The organism is Pseudoalteromonas sp. A3 (assembly GCF_025942345.1).
GTDB lineage: Bacteria > Pseudomonadota > Gammaproteobacteria > Enterobacterales > Alteromonadaceae > Pseudoalteromonas > Pseudoalteromonas atlantica.
In genome coordinates this window covers 253,925-280,841 of sequence record NZ_JAPCKL010000004.1, presented here as the reverse complement: position 1 = coordinate 280,841, position 26,917 = coordinate 253,925, and the positions used below count along the sequence as shown (strand labels likewise).

Annotated in this window: 18 protein-coding genes; 9 read left to right on the top strand and 9 right to left on the bottom strand. The window is 40.9% G+C overall.

From position 1 onward, the window contains the following. Nucleotide 1 precedes the first annotated feature (1 nt). From OIZ54_RS10100 to OIZ54_RS10065, 8 genes are read left to right on the top strand one after another with little or no spacing between them, the layout of a single operon-like run. On the top strand, nt 2–739 hold the full coding sequence (locus tag OIZ54_RS10100; RefSeq protein ID WP_004588322.1) for a heme ABC transporter permease: 738 nt from the start codon (nt 2–4) through the stop codon (nt 737–739). Nucleotides 740–742: 3 nt separating this feature from the next. Further along, nucleotides 743–946 (top strand): heme exporter protein CcmD, encoded by a 204-nt coding sequence (ccmD, locus tag OIZ54_RS10095; protein WP_004588323.1) that lies wholly within the window; start codon nt 743–745, stop codon nt 944–946. Beyond that, nucleotides 943–1,422, top strand: a complete 480-nt coding sequence (gene ccmE, locus OIZ54_RS10090; protein ID WP_004588324.1) for a cytochrome c maturation protein CcmE — start codon at nt 943–945, stop codon at nt 1,420–1,422. The genes ccmD and ccmE overlap by 4 nt, the downstream gene beginning before the upstream one ends. A gap of 1 nt (nt 1,423) precedes the next feature. After that, nucleotides 1,424–3,388, top strand: a complete 1,965-nt coding sequence (locus OIZ54_RS10085) for a heme lyase CcmF/NrfE family subunit (RefSeq protein WP_029773819.1) — start codon at nt 1,424–1,426, stop codon at nt 3,386–3,388. Further along, nucleotides 3,388–3,957 carry a redoxin family protein gene (locus tag OIZ54_RS10080; protein ID WP_029773820.1) on the top strand — a complete coding sequence of 190 codons (570 nt, stop codon included), beginning with the start codon at nt 3,388–3,390 and terminating at the stop codon, nt 3,955–3,957. Before OIZ54_RS10085 ends, OIZ54_RS10080 begins: the two co-directional genes overlap by 1 nt. After that, on the top strand, nt 3,957–4,418 hold the full coding sequence (locus OIZ54_RS10075; RefSeq protein WP_004588327.1) for a cytochrome c-type biogenesis protein CcmH: 462 nt from the start codon (nt 3,957–3,959) through the stop codon (nt 4,416–4,418). Before OIZ54_RS10080 ends, OIZ54_RS10075 begins: the two co-directional genes overlap by 1 nt. Next, a complete protein-coding gene (ccmI, locus tag OIZ54_RS10070) occupies nt 4,418–5,668 on the top strand; it encodes a c-type cytochrome biogenesis protein CcmI (protein ID WP_248531551.1) in 1,251 nt (416 codons plus the stop codon). Before OIZ54_RS10075 ends, ccmI begins: the two co-directional genes overlap by 1 nt. 9 nt (nt 5,669–5,677) lie before the next feature. Further along, nucleotides 5,678–6,409 carry a VacJ family lipoprotein gene (locus OIZ54_RS10065; RefSeq protein WP_004588329.1) on the top strand — a complete coding sequence of 244 codons (732 nt, stop codon included), beginning with the start codon at nt 5,678–5,680 and terminating at the stop codon, nt 6,407–6,409. Nucleotides 6,410–6,487: 78 nt separating this feature from the next. Here OIZ54_RS10065 and OIZ54_RS10060 read toward each other — a convergent pair whose 3' ends face one another. Next, on the bottom strand, nt 6,488–7,711 hold the full coding sequence (locus tag OIZ54_RS10060) for an EAL and HDOD domain-containing protein (protein ID WP_096041370.1): 1,224 nt from the start codon (nt 7,709–7,711) through the stop codon (nt 6,488–6,490). A gap of 334 nt (nt 7,712–8,045) precedes the next feature. On the opposite strand from OIZ54_RS10060, the gene putP reads away from it, so the two are divergent. Continuing rightward, nucleotides 8,046–9,524: a sodium/proline symporter PutP gene (gene putP, locus OIZ54_RS10055; protein ID WP_264390348.1), complete on the top strand. Its 1,479-nt coding sequence runs from the start codon at nt 8,046–8,048 to the stop codon at nt 9,522–9,524. Nucleotides 9,525–9,640: 116 nt separating this feature from the next. On the opposite strand, the gene fahA is transcribed toward putP, so the two are convergent. From fahA to bcsA, 8 genes are all read right to left on the bottom strand, one after another. Further along, nucleotides 9,641–10,954, bottom strand: a complete 1,314-nt coding sequence (gene fahA / locus OIZ54_RS10050) for a fumarylacetoacetase (RefSeq protein WP_264390347.1) — start codon at nt 10,952–10,954, stop codon at nt 9,641–9,643. 130 nt (nt 10,955–11,084) lie between these two features. After that, entirely contained in the window at nt 11,085–12,131 is a 1,047-nt protein-coding gene (gene hppD, locus OIZ54_RS10045; protein ID WP_055253161.1) for a 4-hydroxyphenylpyruvate dioxygenase, read from the bottom strand. A 308-nt stretch (nt 12,132–12,439) separates the two neighbouring features. Next, nucleotides 12,440–15,187 (bottom strand): metallophosphoesterase, encoded by a 2,748-nt coding sequence (locus OIZ54_RS10040; protein ID WP_264390346.1) that lies wholly within the window; start codon nt 15,185–15,187, stop codon nt 12,440–12,442. Nucleotides 15,188–15,332: 145 nt separating this feature from the next. Beyond that, on the bottom strand, nt 15,333–16,826 hold the full coding sequence (locus OIZ54_RS10035; RefSeq protein WP_024032295.1) for a peptide MFS transporter: 1,494 nt from the start codon (nt 16,824–16,826) through the stop codon (nt 15,333–15,335). Between the two features lie 245 nt (nt 16,827–17,071). Then, entirely contained in the window at nt 17,072–20,890 is a 3,819-nt protein-coding gene (locus tag OIZ54_RS10030; RefSeq protein WP_264390345.1) for a cellulose synthase subunit BcsC-related outer membrane protein, read from the bottom strand. Beyond that, nucleotides 20,881–22,008, bottom strand: a complete 1,128-nt coding sequence (gene bcsZ / locus OIZ54_RS10025) for a cellulose synthase complex periplasmic endoglucanase BcsZ (protein WP_264390343.1) — start codon at nt 22,006–22,008, stop codon at nt 20,881–20,883. Before bcsZ ends, OIZ54_RS10030 begins: the two co-directional genes overlap by 10 nt. Further along, the gene (gene bcsB / locus OIZ54_RS10020; protein WP_264390342.1) at nt 22,008–24,254 is read right to left on the bottom strand and encodes a cellulose biosynthesis cyclic di-GMP-binding regulatory protein BcsB; all 2,247 of its coding nucleotides are present in this window, start codon (nt 24,252–24,254) and stop codon (nt 22,008–22,010) included. The genes bcsZ and bcsB overlap by 1 nt, the downstream gene beginning before the upstream one ends. Next, complete coding sequence (gene bcsA / locus OIZ54_RS10015) at nt 24,247–26,916, bottom strand: UDP-forming cellulose synthase catalytic subunit (protein ID WP_264390340.1); 2,670 nt, start codon at nt 26,914–26,916, stop codon at nt 24,247–24,249. Before bcsA ends, bcsB begins: the two co-directional genes overlap by 8 nt. Between the last annotated feature and the right edge of the window lies 1 nt (nt 26,917).

Below are 26,917 nucleotides of genomic sequence, written 5' to 3'. Positions count from 1 at the left end.
TATGTGGAAGTGGTTACATCCCTACGCAAAAGCAGAGCGCGCATATCAATTATGTAATACGTTACTGCCTTATTTTGCCGTTGTTACGGTTATAAGTATGCTTGTTGGTTGGATTTGGGGCTTAGGTTTTGCACCAGCTGATTATCAACAAAAAGACAGCTACCGTATTATTTTCATTCATGTTCCATCGGCTATTTTGTCTATGGGCGCATACTCTTCTATGGCTATAGCAGCTATTGTCGCTTTAGTGTGGCAATTACGTAACGCTGAACTTGCTGTAATTGCTATTGCCCCGGTGGGAGCATGTGTTACAGCTATTGCCTTAATTACCGGCGCTGCATGGGGTAAACCTATGTGGGGTGCTTGGTGGGTATGGGATGCACGTTTAACCTCTGAACTTATTTTATTGTTTTTATACTTAGGCGTGCTGTCGCTTTACCATGCCTTTGAAGATAAAAAATCAGCAGGGCGCGCAGCGTCTATTTTAGCCATTGTAGGGGTAATTAATTTACCTGTTATTCACTACTCCGTAGAGTGGTGGAACACCCTGCACCAAGGCGCAACAATCACAAAGCTTGATACAAAAGCCATTGACCCAAGTATGTTTTGGCCGCTTATGGTAAATATTTTAGCATTTGCAGCGTTTGTGGGCACTGTAACGTTAATTCGCCTTAAAAATGAAATATTACAACGTGAAAAGCATCGACCTTGGGTTCGAGCCTTGTTAAGTAAGGGGTAAATTATGCAGTTTGACTCTTTTTCTGATTTTATTGCAATGGGAGGCTACGGGTTTTACGTGTGGCTTTCATTTGGTACATGCGCCTTAATTTTGTTGGGCATTTTATTTAGCTCTTTACGTGATACAAAACGTATTATGGCCTCAGTAGAGCAGCAAGTTGCGCGCGAAGCGCGAATTAAAAAAGCGAAGCAGGAACAAATCTCATGAACCCAAGACGTAAAAAACGCCTATTGGTAATTATTGCAGTACTGTTTGGTATTGGTGCCTCTGTAGGCCTAGTGCTTTATGCGCTACAAGAAAACATAAACTTATTTTATACACCAAGCGAGCTAATAGACGGCAAAGGCCCAGATAAAGAAAAACCGCAAATAGGGCAAAAGTTGCGTATTGGCGGTATGGTTGTGCCGGGTTCTGTCATTCGTAATGAACAAAGTTTACAAGTCAGCTTTAAATTGATTGATACCGGGCCATTGGTAACAATTAAATACCAAGGCATTTTGCCTGACTTATTTCGCGAAGGCCAAGGTATTGTAGCGCAAGGTGTGCTTGTAGAACCAAACGTGATTGAAGCTTTTGAAGTACTGGCTAAGCATGATGAAGAATACATGCCAGCAGAAGTTGCAGAAGCCGTAAAAGGAATTAAACACGAAAAACCAAAATACAACCTAGATAGCGGTAGCTAATATGATCCCAGAACTTGGTTATTTTTCTTTAACGCTTGCCATGGTGCTAAGCGTTTTACTGTGTATTTTTCCGCTGTGGGGCGCGCATACCGGTAATCTTCGTTTAATGCGTGCGGCCCCGTCTTTAGCCGTTGGGCAATTTGCTTTTGTACTTCTCTCGTTTGCTGCGCTTATCTATGCCAGCTTAACAGATGACTTTACGGTATCTTATGTGGCGTATCATTCAAGTAGTACGTTGCCTTGGTATTATAAAATTACCTCTACGTGGGGTGGGCACGAAGGCGCTATTTTACTGTGGCTTGTAATGCAAGCAGGGTGGACCGCCGTGGTTGCGATGCGTTCTAAATCGCTACCTTGGGTGTTGCGTGCACGTGTTTTAGGTGTGCTTGGCTTTTTAGGTGTCGGTTTTATGATGTACACACTACTGCTTTCAAGCCCATTTGAACGCTTACTGCCGTATTTCCCTGTTGAAGGGCGTGATTTAAATCCGCTACTACAAGACCCAGGTATGATCATTCATCCGCCATTACTGTATATGGGATATGTGGGGTTATCGGTTGCGTTTTCATTTGCTATTGCAGCACTTTTAACAGGTAAACTTGATAACACCTGGGCTAAATGGTCTCGCCCATGGACGATGACTGCTTGGGGCTTTTTAAGTTTAGGAATAACCATAGGCAGCTGGTGGGCTTATTCTGAGCTTGGCTGGGGTGGCTGGTGGTTTTGGGATCCGGTAGAAAACGCATCGCTTATGCCCTGGCTAGTCGCTACGGCTTTATTGCACTCTTTGAGCGTGACAGAAAAGCGCGGTGTATTTAAATCGTGGACTGTGCTGCTTGCCATCGCTGCATTCTCCCTAAGCTTATTAGGCACCTTTATTGTTCGCTCAGGTATTATTGTATCGGTGCATGCATTTGCCACTGACCCCGATAGAGGTTTATTCATTCTAGCCTTTTTAGGCATTGTTGTTGGCGGCGGTTTATCGTTGTATGCGCTGCGCGTATCACAAGTTAAAAGCGAAGGCCGTTACAAGTTTGTATCACGCGAAGTGGCCTTATGGCTTAACAACATCTTTTTAGTGGTAGCCACATTAATTGTTCTTTTAGGTACTTTGTTACCTATGGTGCATAAAGAAATGGGCCTAGGCAGTATTTCTATTGGCGAACCGTTCTTTAATAAAATGTTTGCCATTTTATTAGTACCATTTGCCATATTAATGGGAATAGGGCCTTTTCTTCGTTGGAAACAAAACAAGTGGGCTGTACTACAAAATAAAGTATTAATAGGTGTGTTAATAAGTGTTGTTATTACCTGTGCGTGGTTGTTCTCAAGCTACGATGTCGTAAAGCCACTTACATTATTAGCCACCACCTTAGGTGTATGGGTTGCAGTCTCTACTGCCATAGATTTATACGCCAAGGCGTCGGTTCACGGGACGCTAAAAGAAGGTATTAAACGTTTAGGCATTAGCTACTGGGCTATGGTGCTAGGTCACGTTGGTTTAGCATTTGTTATTGCTGGCGTAACACTTACTTCGGCGTACTCGGTGGAGCGTGATGTTTCTATGAAGCAAGGCGATATTGTCACGCTTAACCAATACGAATACCGATTTGATGGCGTTAAATCAATACGCGGCCCTAACTACAGTGGGCATGCTGGTGTAGTGTCGGTATTCAATAACGATAAGCTAGTGACTGAGTTACATGCAGAAAAACGCAAATACGATATTGGTATGCAATTTATGACCGAAGCGGCAATTGATGCCGGCTTTACTCGCGACCTATATTTAGCGCTCGGTGAGCAATTAAGTAAAGGGGCATGGTCACTGCGTATTTATCACAAACCTTTCGTGCGTTGGATGTGGATAGGCGGTGTACTTATATCGCTTGCAGGGTTTATGATTTTATTCGATAAACGCTACCGTACATCAGCAAGTACACGCAAAAAAGCGTTGGAGAATGCGTAATGAACCGTAAAATTTTAGCTTTAGCACCGTTATTAATATTCATATTTTTATGTGTATTTTTGTATCAAGGTTTGTTTGCCAACCCGCGTGAAATTCAAACCGGACGACTAGGCCAAACGATGCCTGCGTTTAACCTGCCTGATTTAATGCAAGATGATAAGCGCTGGACAGATGAAAGCCTAAAAGGCGAAGTTTATTTACTTAATGTATGGGGGACTTGGTGCCCTACATGTTTAGTTGAACTAGGGTATTTAACTAAGCTACGCGAGCAAGGCGTAAAAATTATTGGTTTGTACTATGTACAAGGGTACGATGCCGATTTTGATGGCCCATTTGATATGCAGGCTTTGCGCACCGATGTGAGCGATATGCTCAGCCGTGCTGGCGACCCATACCAATTTAATATTTTAGACTTGCACCGTACCTTGTCACTTGATTTAGGTGTATCAGGTGCCCCTGAAACATTTTTAGTGGATAAAACGGGTAAAATTTTATTACACCATACAGGGGATCTAAACCCGCGCGTATGGCGTGCTAAATTTGCCCCTGTTATGCAGGAGCTAAATTAATGCGAGTGTTTTTATTAACCCTGAGCTTTTTTATAAGTATGGCAGTGTATGCCGAGCAAGATCGCTACCAGTTTGACAATAACCAACAAGCTGTGCGCTTTGAAGAGTTAACCAAAGAGCTCAGGTGCCCTAAATGTCAAAACCAAAATATTGCAGACTCTGATGCCATTGTTGCAAAAGATTTACGCGACAAGGTACTCGCGTTGGTAAAAGAAGGTAAAACAAAAGACGAAGTAATCGATTACATGATAGACAGATACGGTTATTTTGTTCATTACGATCCGCCTGTAACACCAGCCACATTAGTACTTTGGGTTTTACCTGTACTTATTGTTATTTTGGGTTTTGGTTTTATTGTAATTCGCCAGCGTAAGGCGTCAGTTAAGCAAACCTGGAACAGTGATGATGAAGCAAAACTTGCTAAGTTAATTGCAGAAAATAAACGTCAGGAGCAAAATTAATGATTTTAATGTGGGCGTGTTTTGCTTTACTCACACTAATTGCACTGGCTTTCATTATGTTGCCTTTTTTAAAAAAAGAGCGCGTGCAAACCATTACTCACAATGCTAATGCAGAATTGATCAGCATTTACGAGCAGCGTTTAGTTGAGTTGCAAAACGACTTAGACAATCAACGTATTGATGCGCAAAGCCATAGTGAATCGGTTATAGAGTTAAAACGTCGTTTATTGAACGAGCTTTCGCCAGAAAAATCGCTTAATAGCAAAGGTAATAACCGTATTTTTGCTTTAACAGGCGCAGCATTTTTATTAGCCCTCACCGGTGTTTTTTACACCTTTACAGGGAGCCAGCAGCAAATAGCAGCGTGGTATGATGCAATGGATAACCTTGCAGATTATGGCGAGCGTGCGGTAATGCAAAAAGGTGAGCCACTAACTCAAAACGAGTTGCAAGCGTTTGCTTTAGCGCTGCGCACTAAGCTTAGTGAATCAGGCGATGACGAAGTTGCGTGGATGTTGCTTGGACGTGTAGCCATGTCGTTAAACGAATTTGATATGGCGCAGCAATCATTTGATAAAGCCCTGCGAATGAACCCAGACAACATGCAAGTACTCATTAGCTACAGCCAAGTTTTACTACTTGAAGGCAGCGAAGAGAACATGACGCGTGCAGCGGGTATGCTATCTAAAGTGCTAAAGGTTGAACCAACAAACCTTGATGCTATTTCTTTATTAGCGCTTATTGCCTATGAGCGCAAGGACTGGCCGCAAGCCAAAGCGGCGTTTGAAGTATTACTGGCAAGCATGGATAAAAGCGATACGCGTTATACAATGATAGCGCAGCGTATTTCCGATATAGAGCAACAAATGCAAAATGAGGGCTCTGTAATGCCGGTCTCTGCTAACAGTACTATTAGTGTTACTGTGAGCTTAGCGGATGAGCTTTTCGATAAGCAGCCACAGCAGGGGACTTTATTTATTTTTGCCAAGGCTGCTCAAGGCTCTCCTATGCCATTAGCGGTTGTAAAACTAAATGAATACAGCTTTCCGCTAACGGTGCAACTCACTGATGCTAATGCAATGGTTGATGGGTTAAACTTATCAAGTGCTAAAGATATTGTGATCACAGCGCGGATCTCAATCGATGAGTCAGTTATGCCAAGTAGTGGTGAGTTAGAGGGTCACTCTGAGACACTACAACGTGAAAACGTAAGTGACTACCAACTTCAAATTGATACATTAATACCTTAAGGACATTAGATGTTAAAGCATAGTTTTACTTTTTTATGTTTATTGGTGCTAGCCGGATGTGCACAAGTACCAGAAAACAAAGTTGATGAGCGCGACCCGCTACAAAGCATTAACCGTCCATTGTACGACTTTAATATGGATATTCTTGATGCTTATATTTTACGCCCTGTGGCTGTAGGGTATGTAGAAGTGACCCCTGTACCTGTACGCAATGGGATTGTTAACTTTACCGATAATATTAGTGCGCCTGTTGATATGATAAACGCAGGGCTACAAGGTAAAGCGGGCAACGCAGGCGTGAGTTTAGCGCGTTTTTTAGTTAACTCTACGGTAGGTGTATTTGGTATTTTTGATGTTGCAAGTTCACTTGGACTTGAGCTGGTAGATGAAGACTTTGGCCAAACATTGGGCGTGTGGGGCGTTGGCGATGGCGCATATATTATGCTGCCGGCAATGGGACCAACTACAGCACGTAACTTAACAGGCGATGTAGTTGATAACTTTGTGTTACCAGAAATCGCTCTGACTACGCCTCAAACTATTTTAGTTTTTGCGCTTAAAGCGGTCGAAGCTCGTGCTTCACTTATCCCGCAAGAAGGCCTACTTAATGACTCTCTTGACCCGTATTTGTTTGTTAAAGACATATACTTTCAGCGTCAGCTTTATGAGCTATACGACGGCAATCCACCAATCAAAGAAGAGCCTGAAGACTTTGATGAAGACTTCTTAGAAAGCCTATAAATAACAGCTATAAAAAATGCCAGCAATTGCTGGCATTTTTTTATGTGTATTTTGAGCTTAAATAAGCTCTAATGTTTATTATTCTTTAACCATCAGCTGCATTTGCTCATTAACCCAGGTTAAGGCGTCATGGTATGCGTTGGCAACTTCTTCGCCTAAATTTAATTGTTTAGCAATTTCGTTGGCGGCTTCCCAATCTGCGTGCTCATAAAACTTAACCAAGTTTAGATACTGAGCAAGCAGGCCTTCGTCATTCAATAGCGCAGCTTTTATCTCTGCAGACAGCGGGAGCTTTTGCATAACGCTTTCCATGGTTTCATCTAAAATGGCGTCCATAAGCGACATCATGCCAGTTAAAAAGGCCATACCGGTATCTTTAAACTGCCCGTGTGAAATAGCAAGTAGTTCGCCAAATCGTGCACGTGTTAGCGAAAGCCTAATTAGCTCAACAGGTTTATCGGCAGAAACTTGCGCTGCAAATAACAAAGATAACAGCTTTTTAATTTCGTTAGCGCCAAGGACGATGAGTGCTTGTTTGATTGTGTTTATTTCGGCTCTGCGCGCAAACGCAGCTGAGTTTGAATAACGCAATAACTTGTATGATAGATTTACGTCACGTTCAAACACATCGGTTATCTTTTTAAGATCCATTTCAACAGATGAGGTTTCGTAAAGCAGCTCTGCTAATGCCATTTCTGATGGCGGTAGTGCTTTACTTTGTACCATTTCAGGCTTTGAAAAAAAGAACCCCTGAAAATATTCAAACCCAAGCTCTAGAGCTAAATTATAAGCTTCATAGGTTTCTACTTTTTCAGCTAAAAGCTTGATGTGTGGATAGGCTTTAATATCGTTAATTATGGTTTTTATTGCATCTTCATCAGTGGTTAAAAAGTCTATTTTTAAAATATCGATAAACGGGTAAAAATGGCGCCATACTGGTTGGTGAATGTAATCATCAAGCGCTAGGGTGTAGCCTTTTTCTTTTAAATCTTTAACAATAGCCAGTAAGCGCTTACCTGGTTGCACTGTTTCAAGGATTTCTACAACGACCGTCTCTTTCCCTAACATAGTAGGGTAACCTTTAAGTAAGGTTTCTAGGGTAAAGTTAATATAGGCGGGTTTGTTGCCAGTTAAATCTTCTAAGCCAAAATTAAACTGACTCCCTTCGATTAGTTTCGTTGTTGCTTCGTCACCGTCTATGTCTGGAAATACATTATCAACGCCATCACGAAATAATAACTCGTATCCAACAAGCTCCTTTTCGCGGTCTAAAATAGGTTGGCGTGCAGCATAAAAATACATAAATAGTTCCGTACAAAATAATAATTATTAGCAATGGCTATAATATATGGCAAAACGTTCGAAATAGCATTAGGTAATTATTATTGATTTAATGAATTGTTATTAAATATTAGCTATATATGTAAATAAATTTACCGTATATCGGGTGTTTGAGGGTTAAATAGTCAATACGGCTGTTTTTTGTTCACTTCAGTGTAACAAGTTGGAGTTATCACCTTTAAGCATGGTATAGTCAAGACGGATGGTTTTTACCCCAATAGTGTCTTTATTATAATATTTTAAGAGTCATTATTAGGATTAAAAGCCTGTTTTATACAACTTTGTGGAGGCGAATTTGGAAACAGGAATGATTATTTCACTGGTATTGTATTTTATAGTCATGCTTGGCATTGGACTTTATGCATACAAACAGTCTACAAGTGATGTTTCGGGTTATATGCTAGGTGGACGTAGCTTATCTCCAAGTGTTGCAGCATTATCTGCTGGCGCATCGGATATGAGCGGTTGGATTTTAATGGGCTTACCTGGCGCTATGTTCGTTACTGGCTTTAGTAGCACATGGATAGCAATAGGCTTGGTTATTGGTGCGTGGTTAAACTACTTTTTAGTTGCGCCTCGTTTGCGTGTTTACACTGAAAAAGCAAACGATTCAATCACAATCCCAGATTACTTCTCTAATCGTTTTAATGATAAATCAAACCTTTTACGTGTAGTTTCTGCGGTAGTAATTATTGTGTTCTTTACGCTTTATACATCATCAGGTGTTGTAGCAGGCGGTAAATTGTTTGAAAGCTCGTTTGGCTTAAGTTACGAAATGGGTTTATACATCACCACTGGTGTTGTTGTTTTATATACCTTATTTGGTGGCTTCTTAGCAGTTAGCTTAACTGACTTTGTGCAAGGCTGTATTATGTTTATTGCCTTGATACTGGTACCGACCGTTGCTTACTCTTTATTAGATCAACCGCTAGAGTCAACACTTCATAGCGTTAACCCCGATATGCTTAATTGGATAGGTGCAGGCTCTGCATTAGGGATTATTTCGGCAATGGCATGGGGCTTGGGCTACTTTGGTCAACCTCATATTATTGTACGTTTTATGTCGGTGCGTAGCGTAAAAGATATGCCAACGGCTCGCCGTATTGGTATGACATGGATGATAGTTGCAGCCATTGGTGCTGTGGGTACTGGTTTATTTGGTGCCGCGTACACTTACGAAAACAACATTGTTGTTGAAGACCCAGAAACCATTTTCTTAATTCTTTCTGAGTTATTATTCCACCCATTAATTGCTGGTTTCTTATTGGCGGCTATTTTAGCTGCAATCATGAGTACAATTTCTTCGCAGTTACTTGTTAGCTCAAGTTCGTTAACTGAAGATTTTTACAAAACGTTTTTACGCAAAGAAGCAAGCGACACAGAGCTTGTTACTGTAGGACGTATTAGTGTAGCAGCAGTTGCTCTATGTGCTATTTACTTAGCGTACGATAGAGACAGCTCAATATTAAGCTTAGTAAGTAATGCATGGGCAGGTTTTGGTGCGGCATTTGGCCCACTGGTTTTATTTAGCCTGTACTGGAAACGCATGAACTTTGAAGGCGCACTAGCAGGTATGGTTGTTGGTGCTGGTACGGTTCTGTTTTGGATTTACTCACCATTTATGATTGATGGACAAAGCTTAAGCAGTTACATGTACGAAATTGTACCAGGCTTTATTTTAGCAAGCATTGCAATTGTCGTTGTAAGCTTAGCGACGAAAGAGCCAGCGCAAAATATTACTGCGCTATTTGATGAGGTTGAAAAAGAGCTTTAATCAACCCGTACTGTAGATACGAAAAAGCCACCTAGTTTAACTAGGTGGCTTTTTTATTTGCTATGTGTTGTCCTCAAATGTGTTTGCTTATTTAGGACATATCAATAACCAATAAGTTATTTAGCAGGTAATACTGTGCTTTCTACGCTACCAAAGCCAATACGGGCATAGCCTGGCTTTTCACACCAGCCGCGCATAATTACGTTATCGCCATCTTCTAAAAAGCTGCGTTGCTCACCATTACTCAGGGTTATTTTTTCTTTACCACCACGAGAAAGCTCTAATAAAGAACCCGCTTCTTCATGTGTAGGGCCTGACTGGGTGCCAGAGCCGAGCATATCACCTGGCATAAAGTTACAGCCATTTACAGTGTGATGGGTCACCATTTGCGCCACAGTCCAATATGAATGTTTGAAGCTTGAGGCAGAGACCTGCGTAGGTTGGTGGTTTTCATCACGCATTTTTTGAGTCTGAATTTTAACATCCATTTGGATATCAAATGCTCCTTGCTCGCGGTTAGCAGCAGATTCTAGGTACGGCATTGGCTGAGGGTCGTTTTCATCACGTGTCCAGCTAGTTCTAAAAGGTGCAAGTGCTTCAGTGGTGACAATCCAAGGCGATACGGTTGATGCAAAGTTTTTAGCTAAAAACGGGCCTAATGGTTGGTATTCCCATGCTTGTAAATCCCGTGCTGACCAATCATTAAATACACAAAAACCAAATACATGGTTTTCAGCGTTTTCAATGGCGATAGCATCACCCAGCTCATTGCCTTTGCCTAAGTAAATACCGAGCTCTAACTCGTAATCTAGGCGCTTACATGGGCCAAATGATGGAGTATCTGCATCGGGCGCTTTAGTTTGCCCTTTAGGGCGGTGAAACGTTTGCCCCGATACATCAATAGATGAAGAGCGGCCATGATAGCCAATCGGCACCCATTTATAGTTTGGTAAAAGCGGGTTGTCTGGTCTAAACAAGCTACCAACGGCTGTTGCATGGTAAATTGAGGTATAAAAGTCGGTGTAATCACCAATACGACACGGCAGTGAAAACTCTATATCAGCTTGAGCAATAAGGGTACTTTGCATTTCTTTTTGTTGCTGTGCGCCTTCACGCAATGCTTTTGAAAGCGCTAAGCGCAGTGCTGACCAGTATTGCTCCCCTAAACCCATAAATGTATTTAGTGTTGATTCGCTTGCTGCATCTAGGGCTGTTTTAGCATCACCGGTAAAAATGTTTAAGTGGCTCAATTTTGCTAAATCAATAACCTGATCGCCAATAGCAACCCCGCCTCTAAATTCTTCATTTGTGTTTTTAGTACGAAATTCTGCAAAAGGTAAATTTTGAATCGGGAAGTCACAGCCTTTAATATTGGCCGACTCTACCCAGCTAGTTAAATTAATGTCGTGGGTTTCGTTAATTTGGCTCATTACTTATCCTTTAGGTTTGATGTTGGGTGCATGCATTTATTTAAGCATACTTGTATCTTGCACCCTACTTTTTAAATATTAAAACGACAAAAAGCAGCGAAGATCGCTGCTTTTAATTTACTCAAAAAAGTTATAAAACGCCGCGGCGCTCTTGGTCTCGCTCAATTGACTCAAACAATGCTTGAAAATTACCTTCACCAAAACCACCATCATCTACACGTTGGATCATTTCTATAAAAATAGGTCCAAATAGGTTTTTAGAGAAAATTTGTAATAGGTAGCAGTTTTCACTTTGGCTATCGACTAATATTTGATGCTCGCGAATTTTTTCTTTATCTTCTGCAACCCACGGCACACGGTCAAAAATAGTGTCGTAATACTCAGGAATAATGTCTAAAGTAGCAATGGTCGATTTATCAAGCTTATCAAGCGAGCTAACTAAATCGTCAGTTAAAAACGCGAGATGTTGTACACCAGGGCCATTATATTCGCCTAAATACTCGTCAATTTGGTTGTTGTCATTGCCTTTACCTTCATTAATAGGAATTGAGAAGGTGCCACAGGGTGATTTTAATGCATACGATAGCAGCGCTGTTTTTTGACCTTTAATATCGAAATAGCGTACTTCTGTAAAACCAAACACGTCTTTGTAAAAGTTTGCCCATGTTTCCATAGTGCCTTTGTAAACGTTATTAGTTAAGTGATCTATACGTATAAAGCCTTTATCTTCAACTACATTAGGTGATGATAAATCTTCAAAGTCAGACTCATAAATAGACCCTTTATCACCAAATTGCTCAATAAAGTAAATCAGGCTATCGCCAATACCGTAAATGGCGGGGTAAGGTAAGTCTTTATGGGTTGAGTCGGTTGCGGGTTTTGCACCACGTGCTACAGCTGTTTCAAATGCATGCTGTGCATCCTCAACGCGCCAACCCATAGAGCAAATTGCTGGACCATGACTTTTTGCAAATTCAGCAGAAAAACCATCGCGTTCGTTATTTAGTAAAAAGTGAATGTCGTTTTGGTTGTAATAGACAATATCCTTGCCTTTAAATTTTTTTAATTTTGAAAAACCAAAATCAGTAAACACTTTATCCATGTAGTCTGCATCAGGTGTTGCGTATTCAGTAAACTCAATACCAACTAAACCTAGTGGATTATTTGCTTCACTCATTTTTATTACTCCTGCAATAAATATTGCTACTGCGATTATGTGTTGTTGTCGTGTTGAGCTAGATAATCAACTAGATTTTAAGTTTGGGGAAGAGGGGAAGCAGATTTAGCATTTGAGCAAACTGTAAATTTAATAAGACGTTTACTTAGTCAATAGGTTTATACCTTACGCTTTAGGGTAAACGAGCATGTATTAGCTTGATGCTTTTAATTTATTAAAGTTTAAGGTATTGATATAAATAAATAAAAAAGAGGTTTTATAAAAATAAAACCTCTTTTAAAAATGTAGTTACGTAATGTTTTTTGTATTTAATTGTTTACACTTTGTGTCCGGTTGTTAAAAAACGTGTTGCGCTGCTCGAGCCAAAGGTTAGGTTTTACGGTTGGAGCTGCTTGGTAATGGCGCTCAATAGCTTGGTTTAATACCCGTGTTGTAGGGGTAAATGTCAGCTTTGATTGTGCACTGCCTATGCTTTTAATTTCGTCTCGAGTCAGGGCGCGCCCAGCATATAAAAGGGCGTTTAAATAACCGGGCACTGTTTCAAAGTTGTTATCTGTAAAGAGTAAAACAGATGACGTTAATGCCCAGGTGTTATTTATTTCACCGTCTTCTTTCACACCAGCAAGCTCGCCGTCTATGTACACTTCAAATACCCCATTACTGGGGGCGGTATAAAATACAAATGCAACTCGGTGCCAGTTTTCAGGCTCTGTTTGTCCAAAGTAACCACTATCACTGGTTGATTTACCATAACCGCCGGTTGGGTCGATAAACATATCGGCATCATCAGTGAGGTAATCTTGTGTGTTTGCTTGCATGATAGCGCGATAAATATCTTTGCCTTCTTCTGGCCAATATAAATCCATTACTAAGGTGTAATCAGAAACCATTCCTTCACTTGCATAATCACCATTGGCAGGTGTATTTAAGGTTATTAATAACCCCTCGGTAGGGGCGTGGCGTGAAAACGCCATTACACCTGAGCTGCCATCAGCAAAATCAGCAATACCAAGTTCTTGAGTTGTATTATATTGCGTTTCTTCAGGGCCCCAGTTTGTCTGTTCTGGGTCAAAATAGCTCAATACTGAAGGGCCATAATCTGCTGCCAAAGGGCTATTTGCATCATCAAAATTCCACACTGTGACATTGCTTTGCTCATTACATGAAAAGAGTTGATTATCGGTATCTAGGTATAAGCATTGGCTTGTTCTAAAACGCGCATATTGATCGAGTAACCACCATGCTTCGTCAATGGCTTCTATGTTTGAAAACGTTACACCGCTAAAAAATAGCTCAGGATTAAGTGCTGCGCCTTTAAATAAAGCAACCTGATAAGTGTTCGCAGCTTGTATACCATCAGGTTTGAGTAAAAACCAATCAGGCTGACTGGCAAACATGGTGTTTAAATCGCTACCTGTAACCGTTACGCTATATAACGAATTAAAGCCAGGAGTGTTAGAGGGCTGGCGCTCAACATAGTAGGCTTTATGAAAGTCTTCTTGTGTTAAGGTCCCTGGTGTCCACCTTGTTTGTACTAATTCTGGGTTAAGCAGGGCCGCCGTTATATCACTTGCATGGGCTGCAGCTAAAGCCGTTATTTCTGCAAGTTCTAAACTACTTGGGTAGTTTTCAGAAATAGCAATTTCTGTGTTTGCATCAGGCGCATAGCGGCCCATAATTTCATCAATTGCCAGCTTAGTTGGTTCATCACGTTCGCTAATGCTGTCAGTTTCAATGGTGCTGTAATCTATTACTGGTGATGTTTTATCTTGCAAGTTAAACGTAAGAGTAACATCGGTGATGCCTTTGGCGTAAAAATCTGGCTGAATAACCACAGCGCCGTTCTCGAGCGTATTATAACTTTCACCGCCATGAGTATGGCCGCCTAACACTAAATCAATACCGCTTACATCGGTTGCCATATCAATATCTAAACCTTCACCTAAATGGCTTAGCATTACCATGTAGTTAACATCGCCTTGGTATTGGTTTACTATACTTTGTGCTATTTGTTGCCACTGCCAGCTCATTTTAAATTGTTTGATAAAATCAGGTATAGGCTCATTATCTATCGGTTCGTCTAGCTCGTTCCAAGGTACTGAGGTCATACCAAATACACCTAAGGTCACACAGCCTACTTGTACTTTAGCAAAGCCTACAGCGGCAAAATCTTGTAATTGTTCGCCTTCATAGCGTGTATTACTGGCAAGCACTATGGCGTTATCATCTTGCGAGTAGCTTAATAATTTTTCTGGCCCCCATGCATAGTCGTGATTTCCTACCACACGTAAATCAAACTGCATGGCTTTAATGGCTTCTTCTGTAGCGCTACCTTGTGATAGTTGCTCAGCAACAGTGCCTTTTTCGTAGTCATCACCCCCGTTGGTAAAAAGGGTATGCGGCGTTTGTGCAAGTACTTGGTTGTAGTAGGCTTTTATGCGGCTAAAGTATTGCTCCTCATAACCGAATCGCGCATGTAGGTCAGCAACATGAACAAATCTAACCGATTGCTCTGTGGCTGTGGCGTCACACGTTGGGCCTATAGCAGCAAAGGCCTCATTGCGCTGCATCATAATAGCGAAGGTTCCCAGTGTTGTTACTTGCGCACTTACAAACCCATCTGCAACAAAAGAGTTATCAATAACTGACCAGCTATCGCCAGACTGTCTAGCAATAAATAGCTGACCACCTAATTGGTAATCATCAGGTATTTTTATGCTGATAGTAATTGGATCACTAAAAGAAAGCGTATTTGGGGTGAGCAGGTGTATATCTGAGATAATATTTAGTAGTGCATTTGCATCATCTAATACTGTTTTTTCGTGTGTAAGTTCAGTGTTTTGAGAGACAGCATAGGCAGGTACAGTCAGTAAAAAGCTTCCTTCATCAAGGCTGACATCTAAACCTGTAGTTGTAGAGACGGTTAACTCGCTAGGCTCAGGCTCAACGGGATCATTAGGGTTAGTTGTAACTTGATCGTCTGAACCACCGCATGCAGATAAAAAAACAATGCTTAAGGTTAAAAATAGGGTGTGAGATAAAGTTAACAAGCGCATGTACTGCGTCCCTGAGACTAGTTAAAAATTAATCAGCAGATGATACCAGTTTACAGCGAGGTGATATAGAAATTTGAGAAAATTTCCCCCATAGTGGCTATGGGGGAAATTATAATTAGTATTACGCGTAATTAAACGTGCAATATTATGCAGCTTTTTCTTCTAGGCCTTGTTTTTCCCATACTTTCGCTTTAAAGCTCATAAGCACTAAAACAATACCTACGCCAATGCTAAATAAGGCAATTTGTAAGTATAAGTTAGGGATTTCTTCAACGTTATTTGGATCAAAGTTACCAGCCAGTAAGCCAGCAATAATGTTACCAATTGAATAAGTTAATACAAATACACCCATCATTTGGCCTGTGTAACGACGCGGCGAAAGTTTACTTACCGCACTTAATGCTACAGGGCTTAAACAAAGCTCACCCACTGTATGTAAAAAGTAGGTTGTTACTAGCCAGTATGGCGCTACTTTTAAGCCTTCAGCTGCGTAGTGAGCGGCCATAAACATAACTAAAAAGCCAGAAGCCATAATAATTAAGCCCATTGCACATTTTACGCTGTAAGTAGGCGATACCATCTTTTTAGATAAGTTAATCCAAAGCGCGGCAAAAAATGGCGATAAAGCAATAATAAATAGTGAGTTTAAAGATTGGAACCACGTAGTCGGAATTTCAAAAGTGCCAATAAGGCGATCTGTGTAATCACGGGCAAATAGGTTAAGTGATGAACCCGCTTGCTCAAAGCCAGACCAAAAACACGCAGAGGCAACACACACTAAAAATAGTGCCCACATTCTTTGTTTTTCGCCCGCTGTTAATTTACCTGTAAAGTAAATAACCCCGAAATAAATAAAGAATATAATTGTAAACACAACAGCTGTGTAGCCTGCTACAACAGTTGGGTTAATAATAATTGCGCCCGTCATTGCTGCAGCGGTCACACCAGCGGCAATAACAACAAAAGCAGCAATACCAAACCATGCACGAGATGCACCTTTAGCGCTTAATGGGTTAGCCGGTAATGCACTGTGCTCTGGTAGGTTGTTAAGCGTACGCTTATATTGGATTAAGCCAATAGCCATACCCACAGCAGCTGCACCAAATGCCCAGTGCCAACCTACGTTTTCCATAAAGTAACCACATACGTAGTAACCAATTAAAGAACCTAAGTTAATACCCATGTAGTATATAGCGTAACCGCCATCACGGCGCTCATCAGCATCGCTGTATAACTGGCCTACCATTGCGCTGATATTTGGTTTTAGCAAACCAGTACCTGTAGCAACAAAGATCAAACCAATAAAAAATGAATACTCATGAGGCACGGCCAAAATAATATGGCCACACATGATGATGATACCGCCGTACCATACAGCCTTTTGACCACCGAATAATCTATCCGCTAGCCAACCACCCGGTAAGCCTAAGAAATAAACGGCACCTGTGTATAAACCGTAAATTGCAGCAGCTGATGCAACAGTAAAGGCAAGGCCTTCTTCTTGTAGGCTTGCTGTCATAAACAATACGAGCATCGCTCGCATGCCGTAGTAACTCATTCGTTCCCACATCTCAGTGAAGAACAATGTCGAAAGTCCTTTAGGGTGGCCAAACCAACCACTATCTGGAGCTGAACTCATATTTACTTCCTAACTTTAAGAATTGTTGTAATGGCCTTATAATTTTTTGCTTTAGCTGTTTTGTGCCATGGGGCACTAAAACGCTCGACCATCTGTATATTATTTGTAGCTAAGATAATGATTTGCTAAATGGTAGTAACACCACAAGGTAAGAGACACACCCTTATCCTAGTTACAATTGCGCTCAAGTATACATATACCTTAGTGCGAGGGGAAGCATTCGCGATATATCACCTTGCACTGCGTTAAAAGTCTGCATAGGGAATAATTGGGGTGCCAGGAAACTCTAACGTCCCGTACACAGGGTTGAAGTAATAGCGAATATAGAGCTGGCCAAAGTTTGGTTCGTAAAAGTCAGCACGATCGATGGCTAAATAACCACCAAAAAACCAATGCGGCGTTATACGGTACTCAAAGCTTCCTTCAAGATTGTATGACACGCCAGAGCTGTCATCACTCTCAAATACAGGGTCCACCCCGGTAATCGCTTCTCTATCGTAGGCTTGTAGCTGCAAGTCAGTGTCGTTAGGATAAAAATCAATGGCTTGGGTTTTTGTTTGCGAATATGAAATCCCTGTTTTTAAGCGATAAACAAAGTCATCGCCCCAGCGCGCATCGTAGCTTAAAGGTACCGACAACCCAACGTAGTTTTGTGGGCTATAGTAACCGCCGTGGCCCCATGTTTCTTCACTTAAATTATACTGATATGCCCAATGCAATAGACTTGCGCCGACGGTAAACTCGCGTTCTTGATTACTAATAACGCGATAATAAGACCCGCCCATTACTCTATAGCGTTGGTTATCTTTAACATTTTGCCCTTTATAGAGCGTAAAGTCGGCGCTTGACCAAAAGCCCCAATCGCCACCTAAGTCATGAGATAGGTTGGCGGTAAGGCCTGTTGAGCGCACGCCGCCCCAAATTTCACCGGTATTTACATCTTCAAGCCCAGCATAAGAGAGCACGGAGCTTGTTACTGGGCGTTTTTCAAGCTCTAGGCTATAACCAAAGTCGCCAATACTGTTGGCGTAATTTACACCCCATACTATGTCTTCAATTAAAAAGCCAAGTGGGGTCGTGCCTACATCAACACGCCAATTTTCATTTTGCCATCCAATACCTATGTCGACCCCATCTTGCTCAGGGCTTACTTCATCAATAGCACAGGTAAATATACAAAGTGCACCTTGGCCGTAGCGGCTACCAGCAAATTGCTCATCAAAGCGAGTTGTTTGTGCGCTAATAGTGGTTGGGTCTATTTTAATAAACCCTTGGCCTTGCCAAAGTGGAAAGTAGGCCTCAATAGGTACTAAGCCTGCGCCAAGAGTTGCCTCGCTTTCGGTGCTTGTTTGGCCACTAAAGTTTACCCCAATAGCAATGTATGCTTGGTTTTTGCTTTGCTCATTTATAAGCTCGCGTTTAGCGCCATTAATATACCACGCATCATTTTCATCTATGTTAGCAATTTGTTTGTAAAACGATTCATCGTTTAGGCGTTGCTCGCTTGATAGCGTTTTTAAATACCATTGCTTAGCTTGGTCTTGTTCATTAAAATTTCGAGCAACTTCAGCGCCTAAGTAACTAAGCTCCTTATCATTGGGTGATTTAGCAATTAATTGATTGGCTAAAACTAAAGCATCACCTGCGTAATTAAAGTCATTTAACGAGGCCATTATTTGGCGTTGTAAGTAGGCTTGCTGATCATCTGTTTGCGTTATTGCGCGCTCAGTAACTTCTTTTGCCTGAAAGTCGTTACCTAATTCTCTGTAAGCTTTTGCTATTGCAAGCATTGCTTGAGGTTCAATTGGCTGATTGTTTTTCAGTTTTTGCTGATAAACAATAATTGCTGACTCTTGTTGCCCCAGAGCTAAGTTAGCATTTATTAATGCCGTGGTGATGGCGGGTGTACTTTGGTACTTTTGATCAAGCTGGTTCAGCTTTGCTAATAATTCGCCACCTTCGTAATACTGATTAATATACGTGGTGTATAAATTGACGTACTGTTCTACTTCGCCAGCACTTGCATTATTTGGCAAGCTGTAATGAGAAAACCATTGTTCTACAGCAGGGCGCTCGTTTTGTTCTAATAGCCACTGCGCGTAAAGCATATGCCAATAAGGTGATAAAGTAGGCTCTGTATTTAATGCGTTATTAATTAACTTTAGAGCGTGTTTTTTCTCATCTATTTGATACCAGCTACGCGATAGTTCGGCTTTCATTACTGGAGTTAAATTTTGCGCTTCTAAATTACTTAAATGAAAAATAGCCGTGGTTCTATTTTTGGTATTTAAGTGTCGCTCGCTTTGTCGAAGAGACTCGTTGAGCCTGAGCTGTTGCTCAAGAGAAATTATGTCGTCATTTCGATCATTAACCGGCACATACTCTAAGGTGTTTAAAGCGCCTTGATAATCATCAATTGAGCGTAAAAATAAAGCATGGCTATAACGTAACTGTGGATTGAGCGGAAACTGCCAAAGCACATTATTAAATAACGTTTTTGCCTTTTGAGTTAACCCGTTTTGTTGATAAATAAACGCTAAATCGTAATAAAGCCAAGGCTGCTCAGGGGCCAGTTCAATAGCCTCTTTTAAGGTTTGTTCAGCAAGCTCTGTATCGCCTGCATCACTATATTGGCGTGCTTTTTCGCGAAGCTGGCTACTTAACGTTGCCGCATACACAGGTTTAAGTTGAGCTTTTTGAGACTGAGATAAAGCATTATAAAACTTGATTAACGACTGCTCATTGTTATCCAATTCAACAATTTCTAATAACCCTGTTAGAGCGCCATTATTAAGCGGATCATTTTTTAACACGGTTTGATAAATAGCGGCCGCTTGTGAATAATTACCTTGAGCAAATTGTAACAATCCGCGGTTATACAAAACGCTAGCAGGGTCTTGCTCAAGTGTGTCGGCTAAATTTAATTTAAGCAACGCCGTTTTAAACTGGCTATTATTAATGGCTTCTTTAGCTTGGCGTATGTAAAGCCAAAACTTTGCCGTGGTGGCTAAGTCTTTTAGCGTTTCTCGCTCGGCAAAGTCGGCGGTATGCGAATACGCCTTAGTAAAATAATTATAAGACGTTTGATTTTTACCCATACGCAAATAAAGGGTGCCAAGGCTGCGCATAATTGCGCCATCGTTAGGGCGCCCTTTGAGCGCTTTTAGTAAAAGCGGCTCTGCGGCAACGAGCTTGTTTTTTTCAAGTAACGCCTCACCTTTAAGCCATAGTTGGTAGGCCGGGTTAGCTAATAATTTTTGTCGCGCTTTTAAATCTTTTTTGAAATCTTGATACTGTAATTCGCCTTTGCTGCTAAACGGATACACGCTAAAGTAGCGCTGAAATTGTTTTTCTGTAGCGCTATTTAATTGCATGTTAGATAAAGCACCTAACCAGATTGTTTCTACTTCATTACTGTAGCGAGAGGTGGCACCATATTTACTTAAAATAGTTAGCGCGGTGCTATCAGTGGGGTTATTTCTGAGTAAGTGGCGCGCATATGCAATATCTACCGCGCCGATGTTCTCGTAACTGCGTAGTAGCCTTTCGTAGCCTTTTTTTACATTTTTCCATTGGCTTTGATCTTGTGCATACCAACTTAAGTGCTCGAGCTCAAACGCTAAGCTTGGATAGGTGTTTTTAAAAAGCCTGCTGTAAATTAATCGCGCTTGTTCGTAACGTCCCGCACGGGCAAGTAATTTAGCTTGTTGTATATCTGCTTTGTCTTCGTTTTCTAATCTAGCAATTAATCGTAACTGTTCTACACAAGGGTGGGTACGTGTGTTGTTACCGTCAATTTTTCTTAAAATTTGATTTGCTTGTATAGCCTTACCATTGGCAAACTCAAAACGAGCAAGCGCACACTGGCTTTCTATTCGATTAGGGGCAATGGCCAATAACTTTTGTAAGCTATCGGCAATTAAATCTTTATTTTCTTGCACTTCACCAATATTGATTTGGCTTAAAAGCCACTCAACAGAGTGTGTATCAATGTCATTATTTGTTTTAGCATGCACACTTGCGCTGACTGCTAACGTACAAACAACAGCCCATTTTAACGACATTCAGTGCTCCACTTTGGCTTGAGCGTCCCGTCTGCTGTTATTAAAAAGCGCTTATTAAGCGCGCTACTACCAAACAGGTTTAATACACTGTCGTAATAGCGTGTTTGTGTGAATGATTTATCGACCATTAACTTTTGTTGAATGGCCATAACCAAAGAATTATCGCCATTTTCTTTTAGCATGGGCAGTAGGGCAGCATTAAAGCCTAATGGGCCACGCTTTTGGGTTTTGCCAGAGCGCGCATAGGTATTTAAAGGGACATAGCCACGGCTGTTTATAGCCTCCACAAAAGGGGTAAACTGCTCGCTTAGTTGTGCTTTGTATGGCGCATCGTTCGCCATCATGCTGGCCCATAAGTAAACCCTAATGGCGTTAAAACTGCCTAAATCGGTTGCTTTTTTATCGTAATAAAAACCTTTTGCTGGGCTATACATCACCCAATCAGGGCTCACTCCGTTTTTAGCGGTATCCAAAATAAGCTTTGCAGACGCTTCATGTAATTGCTGCCAAGGTGAGTGCGGGTATAATTTGCTAAATTGCTGATAAATAAATAACGGTGAATAACTAGGGTTGAGTTTATAGGTGTTATTTTCAAATTCAAACCCAGCAGGGGCGGGTAATAAAGTAAGCCCTAACCCTGAAATATAGGCGGTTTCTTCTCGCATAATACGCTGCGCTAATACAGCAGCTAAAATACTATAGCGGCGGTCATCCCATAAAATAGCTGCTTGCGATAAACTATATGCTATCCATAAATCAGAATCTGATGCTGGGTTTGAGTCTATAATCCCATAGGTATCATTGCCTGTTTCACCCCATTGCCACGCAGGCAGACGTGTACTTAAATCGCCTTCAGAGAGGTGGTCTTGCGTCCAATCTAAAATGCTATCAAACGCGGCTTTATCGTTTGCTACTAGCGCAAAAAATAGTGCGTATGATTGCCCCTCTGAGGTGGTAATATTTTGTTTTGAACCTAGGTCTATTACGCGGCCTTCATCACTAATAAAGTGATTTTTAAATACTTGCCAGCCCTGCCAAGGCTCGCACTGCTGCGTTTGCGCTGACACAGAAAAACTTAAAAAAGCGGCTACTAATAATGCTCGGTTAAGTAATGTCATTATTCATCTCCTTCAGCTAAACGCTTATGGGTGAGTGCTTGTAGTAATCGCCATAAAATAAATGAAATTAGTAACAGCGTTAATATAGAAAGCAGGGCTAAAATAAATGGATGGTCAGATAAATGGAACCACACCAGCGTATGTACAGGAATATGACCGACAAAGTATTGCTCTTCGGTTTTTATTGTTTTAACGCCTTGTGAGTTTATAACCGCAGCACTGCCTTTTAATTGGCTTAATGTTTGAGAGTCCATAAGGGTTTTATCAATTAAGCCAAATGCTTTTTCAGTGGTGGCATTAAGTGATACAACAGAGCGCTCAGAATCAAAAGGAGATTGATAAGCTGTAATTACCGCCATATCTCCGCTACTTTTTACACTTACTTGTATTTTATCTGTGGCTTGCTCATCGTATGCACCGTTGTAAATTGCTTGCTTTATTTCACGTTGGTTATTCGTTAAAAGTACGTTTGTATGCGCATCTTCATCTAGTTGCTGAGCTGTGCTGCCAGGCTTTGCAACAACTAAAATATCTTTGTCGTCTAAATCAACATTTTCATTTAAATGGGCCACTGTCATTCTGTGGGTTGGATACCCCGTTATTGCGCCAAAATGACCGGTAAGATTAAACAGCAAAGTTAACGCTTTTGCAGAAGGCTGCTGGTCAATTAGTACAAGTGTTTGCTGTAAATCGGCATATTTGGTGTACGGGAAGCCACTGTTCGCAAAAACATTCAAATCTGGCAGGGCAATGTAATGATCAAAACCACTTACATCAATATTAGAATTACCATCAATAACACCAAACTCACCACCAGGTGGTGCTATTGCACACTCACCTTTTTTCAGCACACTAAATCTAAAATCAAAGTTTAGCTCGTTCCGAGTGGCTAGGTTTATGCCATTCAGTGAAAAGTTTTCTGCGTTTTGTGTAGTATCGGTATTGGCAATAAGTGGCAATAATGTTTTTGTAGTATTGAGTGTAGAATCGTCGTTATCTAACAAATATCCACTAATAAACTTTTGATTAATCAACATATTTAACCGAGAGTCCAAAGACTCGCTCTCGGGTGTGCTGCGATATTGCAATGTAATGGGGATGCCTTTTTCGCGCCAAGTAAATAAATCTGGCGCAAAACGCACGTTTAATTTTACGGGTCCGTTATTTAGCCCTTGTGCTTGTAGCTGATTGTCAAAATCAATTAATTCGTCAAAGTGTACTGCTCTATCAGTGCGTAACCAGCGCGGGGCATCGTACGCCTTGCGAAGCGGTAGTTGGTTAATTGCTTCTATGCTAGCTGTTCTGCCGGTCATGACTTTATGGCCAAAGGCCAATCCCGTGACGGCGGTTTTTAAATCGTCTTCATCACGCCCTAAAATCAGCAACATTTTGCTGTATCTATGTAGTGGGTTTGAAATAATCTCAACGGTTGGCTTTTCCACATCGGGATAGTCTTTTAAAAAGTCAGGCTTTGAATCGTTGGTAATAAAAACCACGCTGTGCGTATCTAATGATTTGTTAATCACCACCGGAAAATCAGCACCACGCCAGTCAGCTTGCGCGCCAAACCAGCTTGAAAGAGTCGCAGCCGCTTCAATCGTTTTGGTGTTAGGTGTTTTTGCAAACACAAACGGTAAGCTTAACTTATTGTAATCTTTGGCATCAAAAAAGGGCTCTGGTAAATATTCTAAACGGCTATCTATTGCCAGTTGCTTTTGATTGAGCGTGATATTGCTCGATTTATTAATTTCGGTCCAAATAGAGCGGCTAAAGTAATCTTGGCAACGTAAATCATAATAACCAACAAGCTCAAACCTAACTTGGTTGTAGTCTTGTACATACTTAGCATTGAGTTTTAGGCTATGGTTAACGGTATTTTTAACCACACTTAGTTGCTCATTTATGGGCAGTACAGTGACTAAGTTTTCATTAAAATACACTTTTAAATGCGACACGTTCGCAATCAATGATGGCGAGTTTGTGTACGAAAAATTAAGCTGTAAATCGGTGCTTAATTTATCAATGCGGTTGGTAAAATCCACTCTTGAGTTGTTGTTTATGCCATCAAGCTTGTAGCCATCAAAGCCTAAAGCAGCAAAGTCTAATCTTAAACTAGACACGTTGGCGCTTTCTGGGTAGCCATTTATAAACACAGATTTATCGTGCATTGGCTCAATAGCACATGCTTTGTAAGCACTGCATGTTAAAAACAGTATTAGAAATGTATTAAGCAAATTTTTAATCATAATTATAATGCACTATTGGTTTTTTAGGGGTGAAAGAGTTTATATATACAACAATTTTTGTCATTAGTTTTACAAAGGGTTGTAATGGCTTAGGAGCATGAAACAATAAATTGCTAAATCCTCTTAGGCTTGTTTTTTGTACTTCTTTAAAGCTATATGAAGGGCGGTCATGACGAAAATTATTTTGCCAGTCAAGCCACGCATCCGCTCTTGAAAAAGTACATTGTATAAATGCTTTTTGCTTTTCGAGCGAGAGATCTTTTAACGTTAAGCCTATTTGTTTGTTTCGGGTGTTACATACATACGTTGTAAATGAAAACTGTTTATTACCGCGGCTCATTAATAGCTCTATTTTGTCGTTTACTCGGCATAAATGAGCGTGCTCTGTTTCAATGCCCACTCCATTATCAGAGTAATCGGTTATTTTAACTTTTAACGTATGGCCATTTGCTAAGCGCACGCCGGCCGGAAAGTTTGCCTTAATACGGTGTGACTGCCTTACTTGCCTAGCTTCTGCAGCAACGGCTACCGCAGCGCCTAAAATAATAATATTATAAATTGCCCAGCCCATGCTGATTAACAAAACGCCCACTTGGCTCGGATCGCCAAAGCCTAAGCGTAAAACACCTACAAGCATGCCAACTAAGTTTATGAGTAAAAGTACCAAGTAGGGTTTAGATATACCCCAATCGTAATGCTCTTTATCATTTAAGCCGCCTTTTTCTGTTACGTTAAACTTACCCTTATTAGGGTTTATTAGCGCAACGGTTGTCGGCTTTAATATGTACCAGGCAAGAACAGACTCATATACTTCACCCCAAAAAGAGTAGCGATATTTACCCTGAATTCGTGAGTTGGTCGCTTTTATTTGTATGAGTGTAGGCACTACATAAATAAAAATAGCTAAAAACGGCGCATAAATAATGTAAGCATTAAAGTATATGAGCGCCAGTGGCGCGGTTAAAAATACAATACGCGGAATGCCCGATAAAAAGTGCAGCATGGCGTTTAAGTAGCACAGGCGCTGTGGTATATCGAGCCCTTTACCTAAAATTGGGTTATCGAGCCTAAATATTTGCGCCATACCCCGAGCCCAACGAATACGCTGGCCAATATGTGCAGAGAGGCTGTCGGTGGCAAGGCCTGCAGCTTGTGGGATATTTATATAAGCGGTTTTATAACCGGCACGTTGCATACGCAGAGCAGTGTGGGCATCTTCGGTTACCGTTTCAAATGCAAAGCCACCAATATTATCAAGTGCTTCACGTTTTAAAACGGCGCATGAGCCACAAAAGAAGGTGGCATCCCACATGTCATTACCATCTTGGATCAACCCATAAAAAAGCATGTTTTCATTAGGGATTTGGCTGTGGTTATTTAAATTACGCTCAAACGGGTCTGCTGAGAAAAAGTGATGCGGTGTTTGCACTAAACATACTTTGCTGTCTTTTAAAAATTGCCCCATGGTCATTTGTAAAAATGAGCGGGCAGGTACGTGGTCGCAGTCAAAAATAGCAATGTAGTCGCCGTTAGTGTAGCGCATGGCACTATTCATATTACCGGCTTTAGCGTGGTTATTATCGGGCCTTGTTAAATAACCCACCCCCACTTTTTGAGCAAATTCTTTGAACTCAGGGCGTTTGCCATCATCAAGAATATAAACGTTGAGCTTATCAGCAGGCCAATCAATGCTCATCGCCGCAAGCGTGGTAGGTTGTACAACGCTTAATGGTTCATTATAAGTAGGAATGTATACATCAACTGTTGGCCACAAGTCGGTGTTTTCTGGCAACGGAACAGGTTTACGCTCTAGGGGGTTTATAGTTTGAAAAAAGCCTAAAATGAGCACTAGCCACGCATAGGTTTCTGCCAGCAGCAAGCCTGCGCCTAACGTAAGCGCAACAGGGTCATCCCAATTGAGGGTTTCTGTGTAGCGCCACCATAAATAACGCGATGAAGTGGTTACCGATAGGGTGATCATTACAATGGTGGCCATTTGCCCTTTAACGCGCTTGAGCCCGTATGCCACTATCAAAATAAAACTAATAAACACGGCTTGCGCTTCTAGGCTAAACGGAATGGTTATAAAAATAGCCAGTAAAAACAATATAAAGGCTACAACCACATATTTTATTAGTTTATTTTGCCAAATCTTAGCGTCAGCCATGGTTTTAAAAGCACTTTTTTTAGAACCCTTAACGTTTTTTGATAACAAACGCTTTAGTAATCTACCTAGCTTTAAGTCAAACCAACGCAACTGTTTAAGTGAATAACTTACCCCATTATAAAACTGATTTGATAGCCGCTCCCTTACAGAGTTATTTTTAGGTTTGTATTTAAAAAATAACAAATAAACGCTTTGAATGATAAAGCGCAAAATATTTGAATAAATAAACGTGCGGTACGGCAAGCGAAGATGCGGGTAGTAATCATACAAAACAAGTTCAAAGTTAATTTTGTGGTCTTTTATATTGATAAACAATGAACTAATCAGCGTAATAAAAGGCATTAAAAAGGCTTCTATTACGTTTACTTTGTGCTGGTTAAAATAACTATGAAACTTAAATAAAATATAACGTACAAGTTTTTCAGTAAAAATAATGCTTAACAGTAAATACAAAGTACTGTGTATTGGGCGCTTATAAAGTAAAGAAAAGCTCATA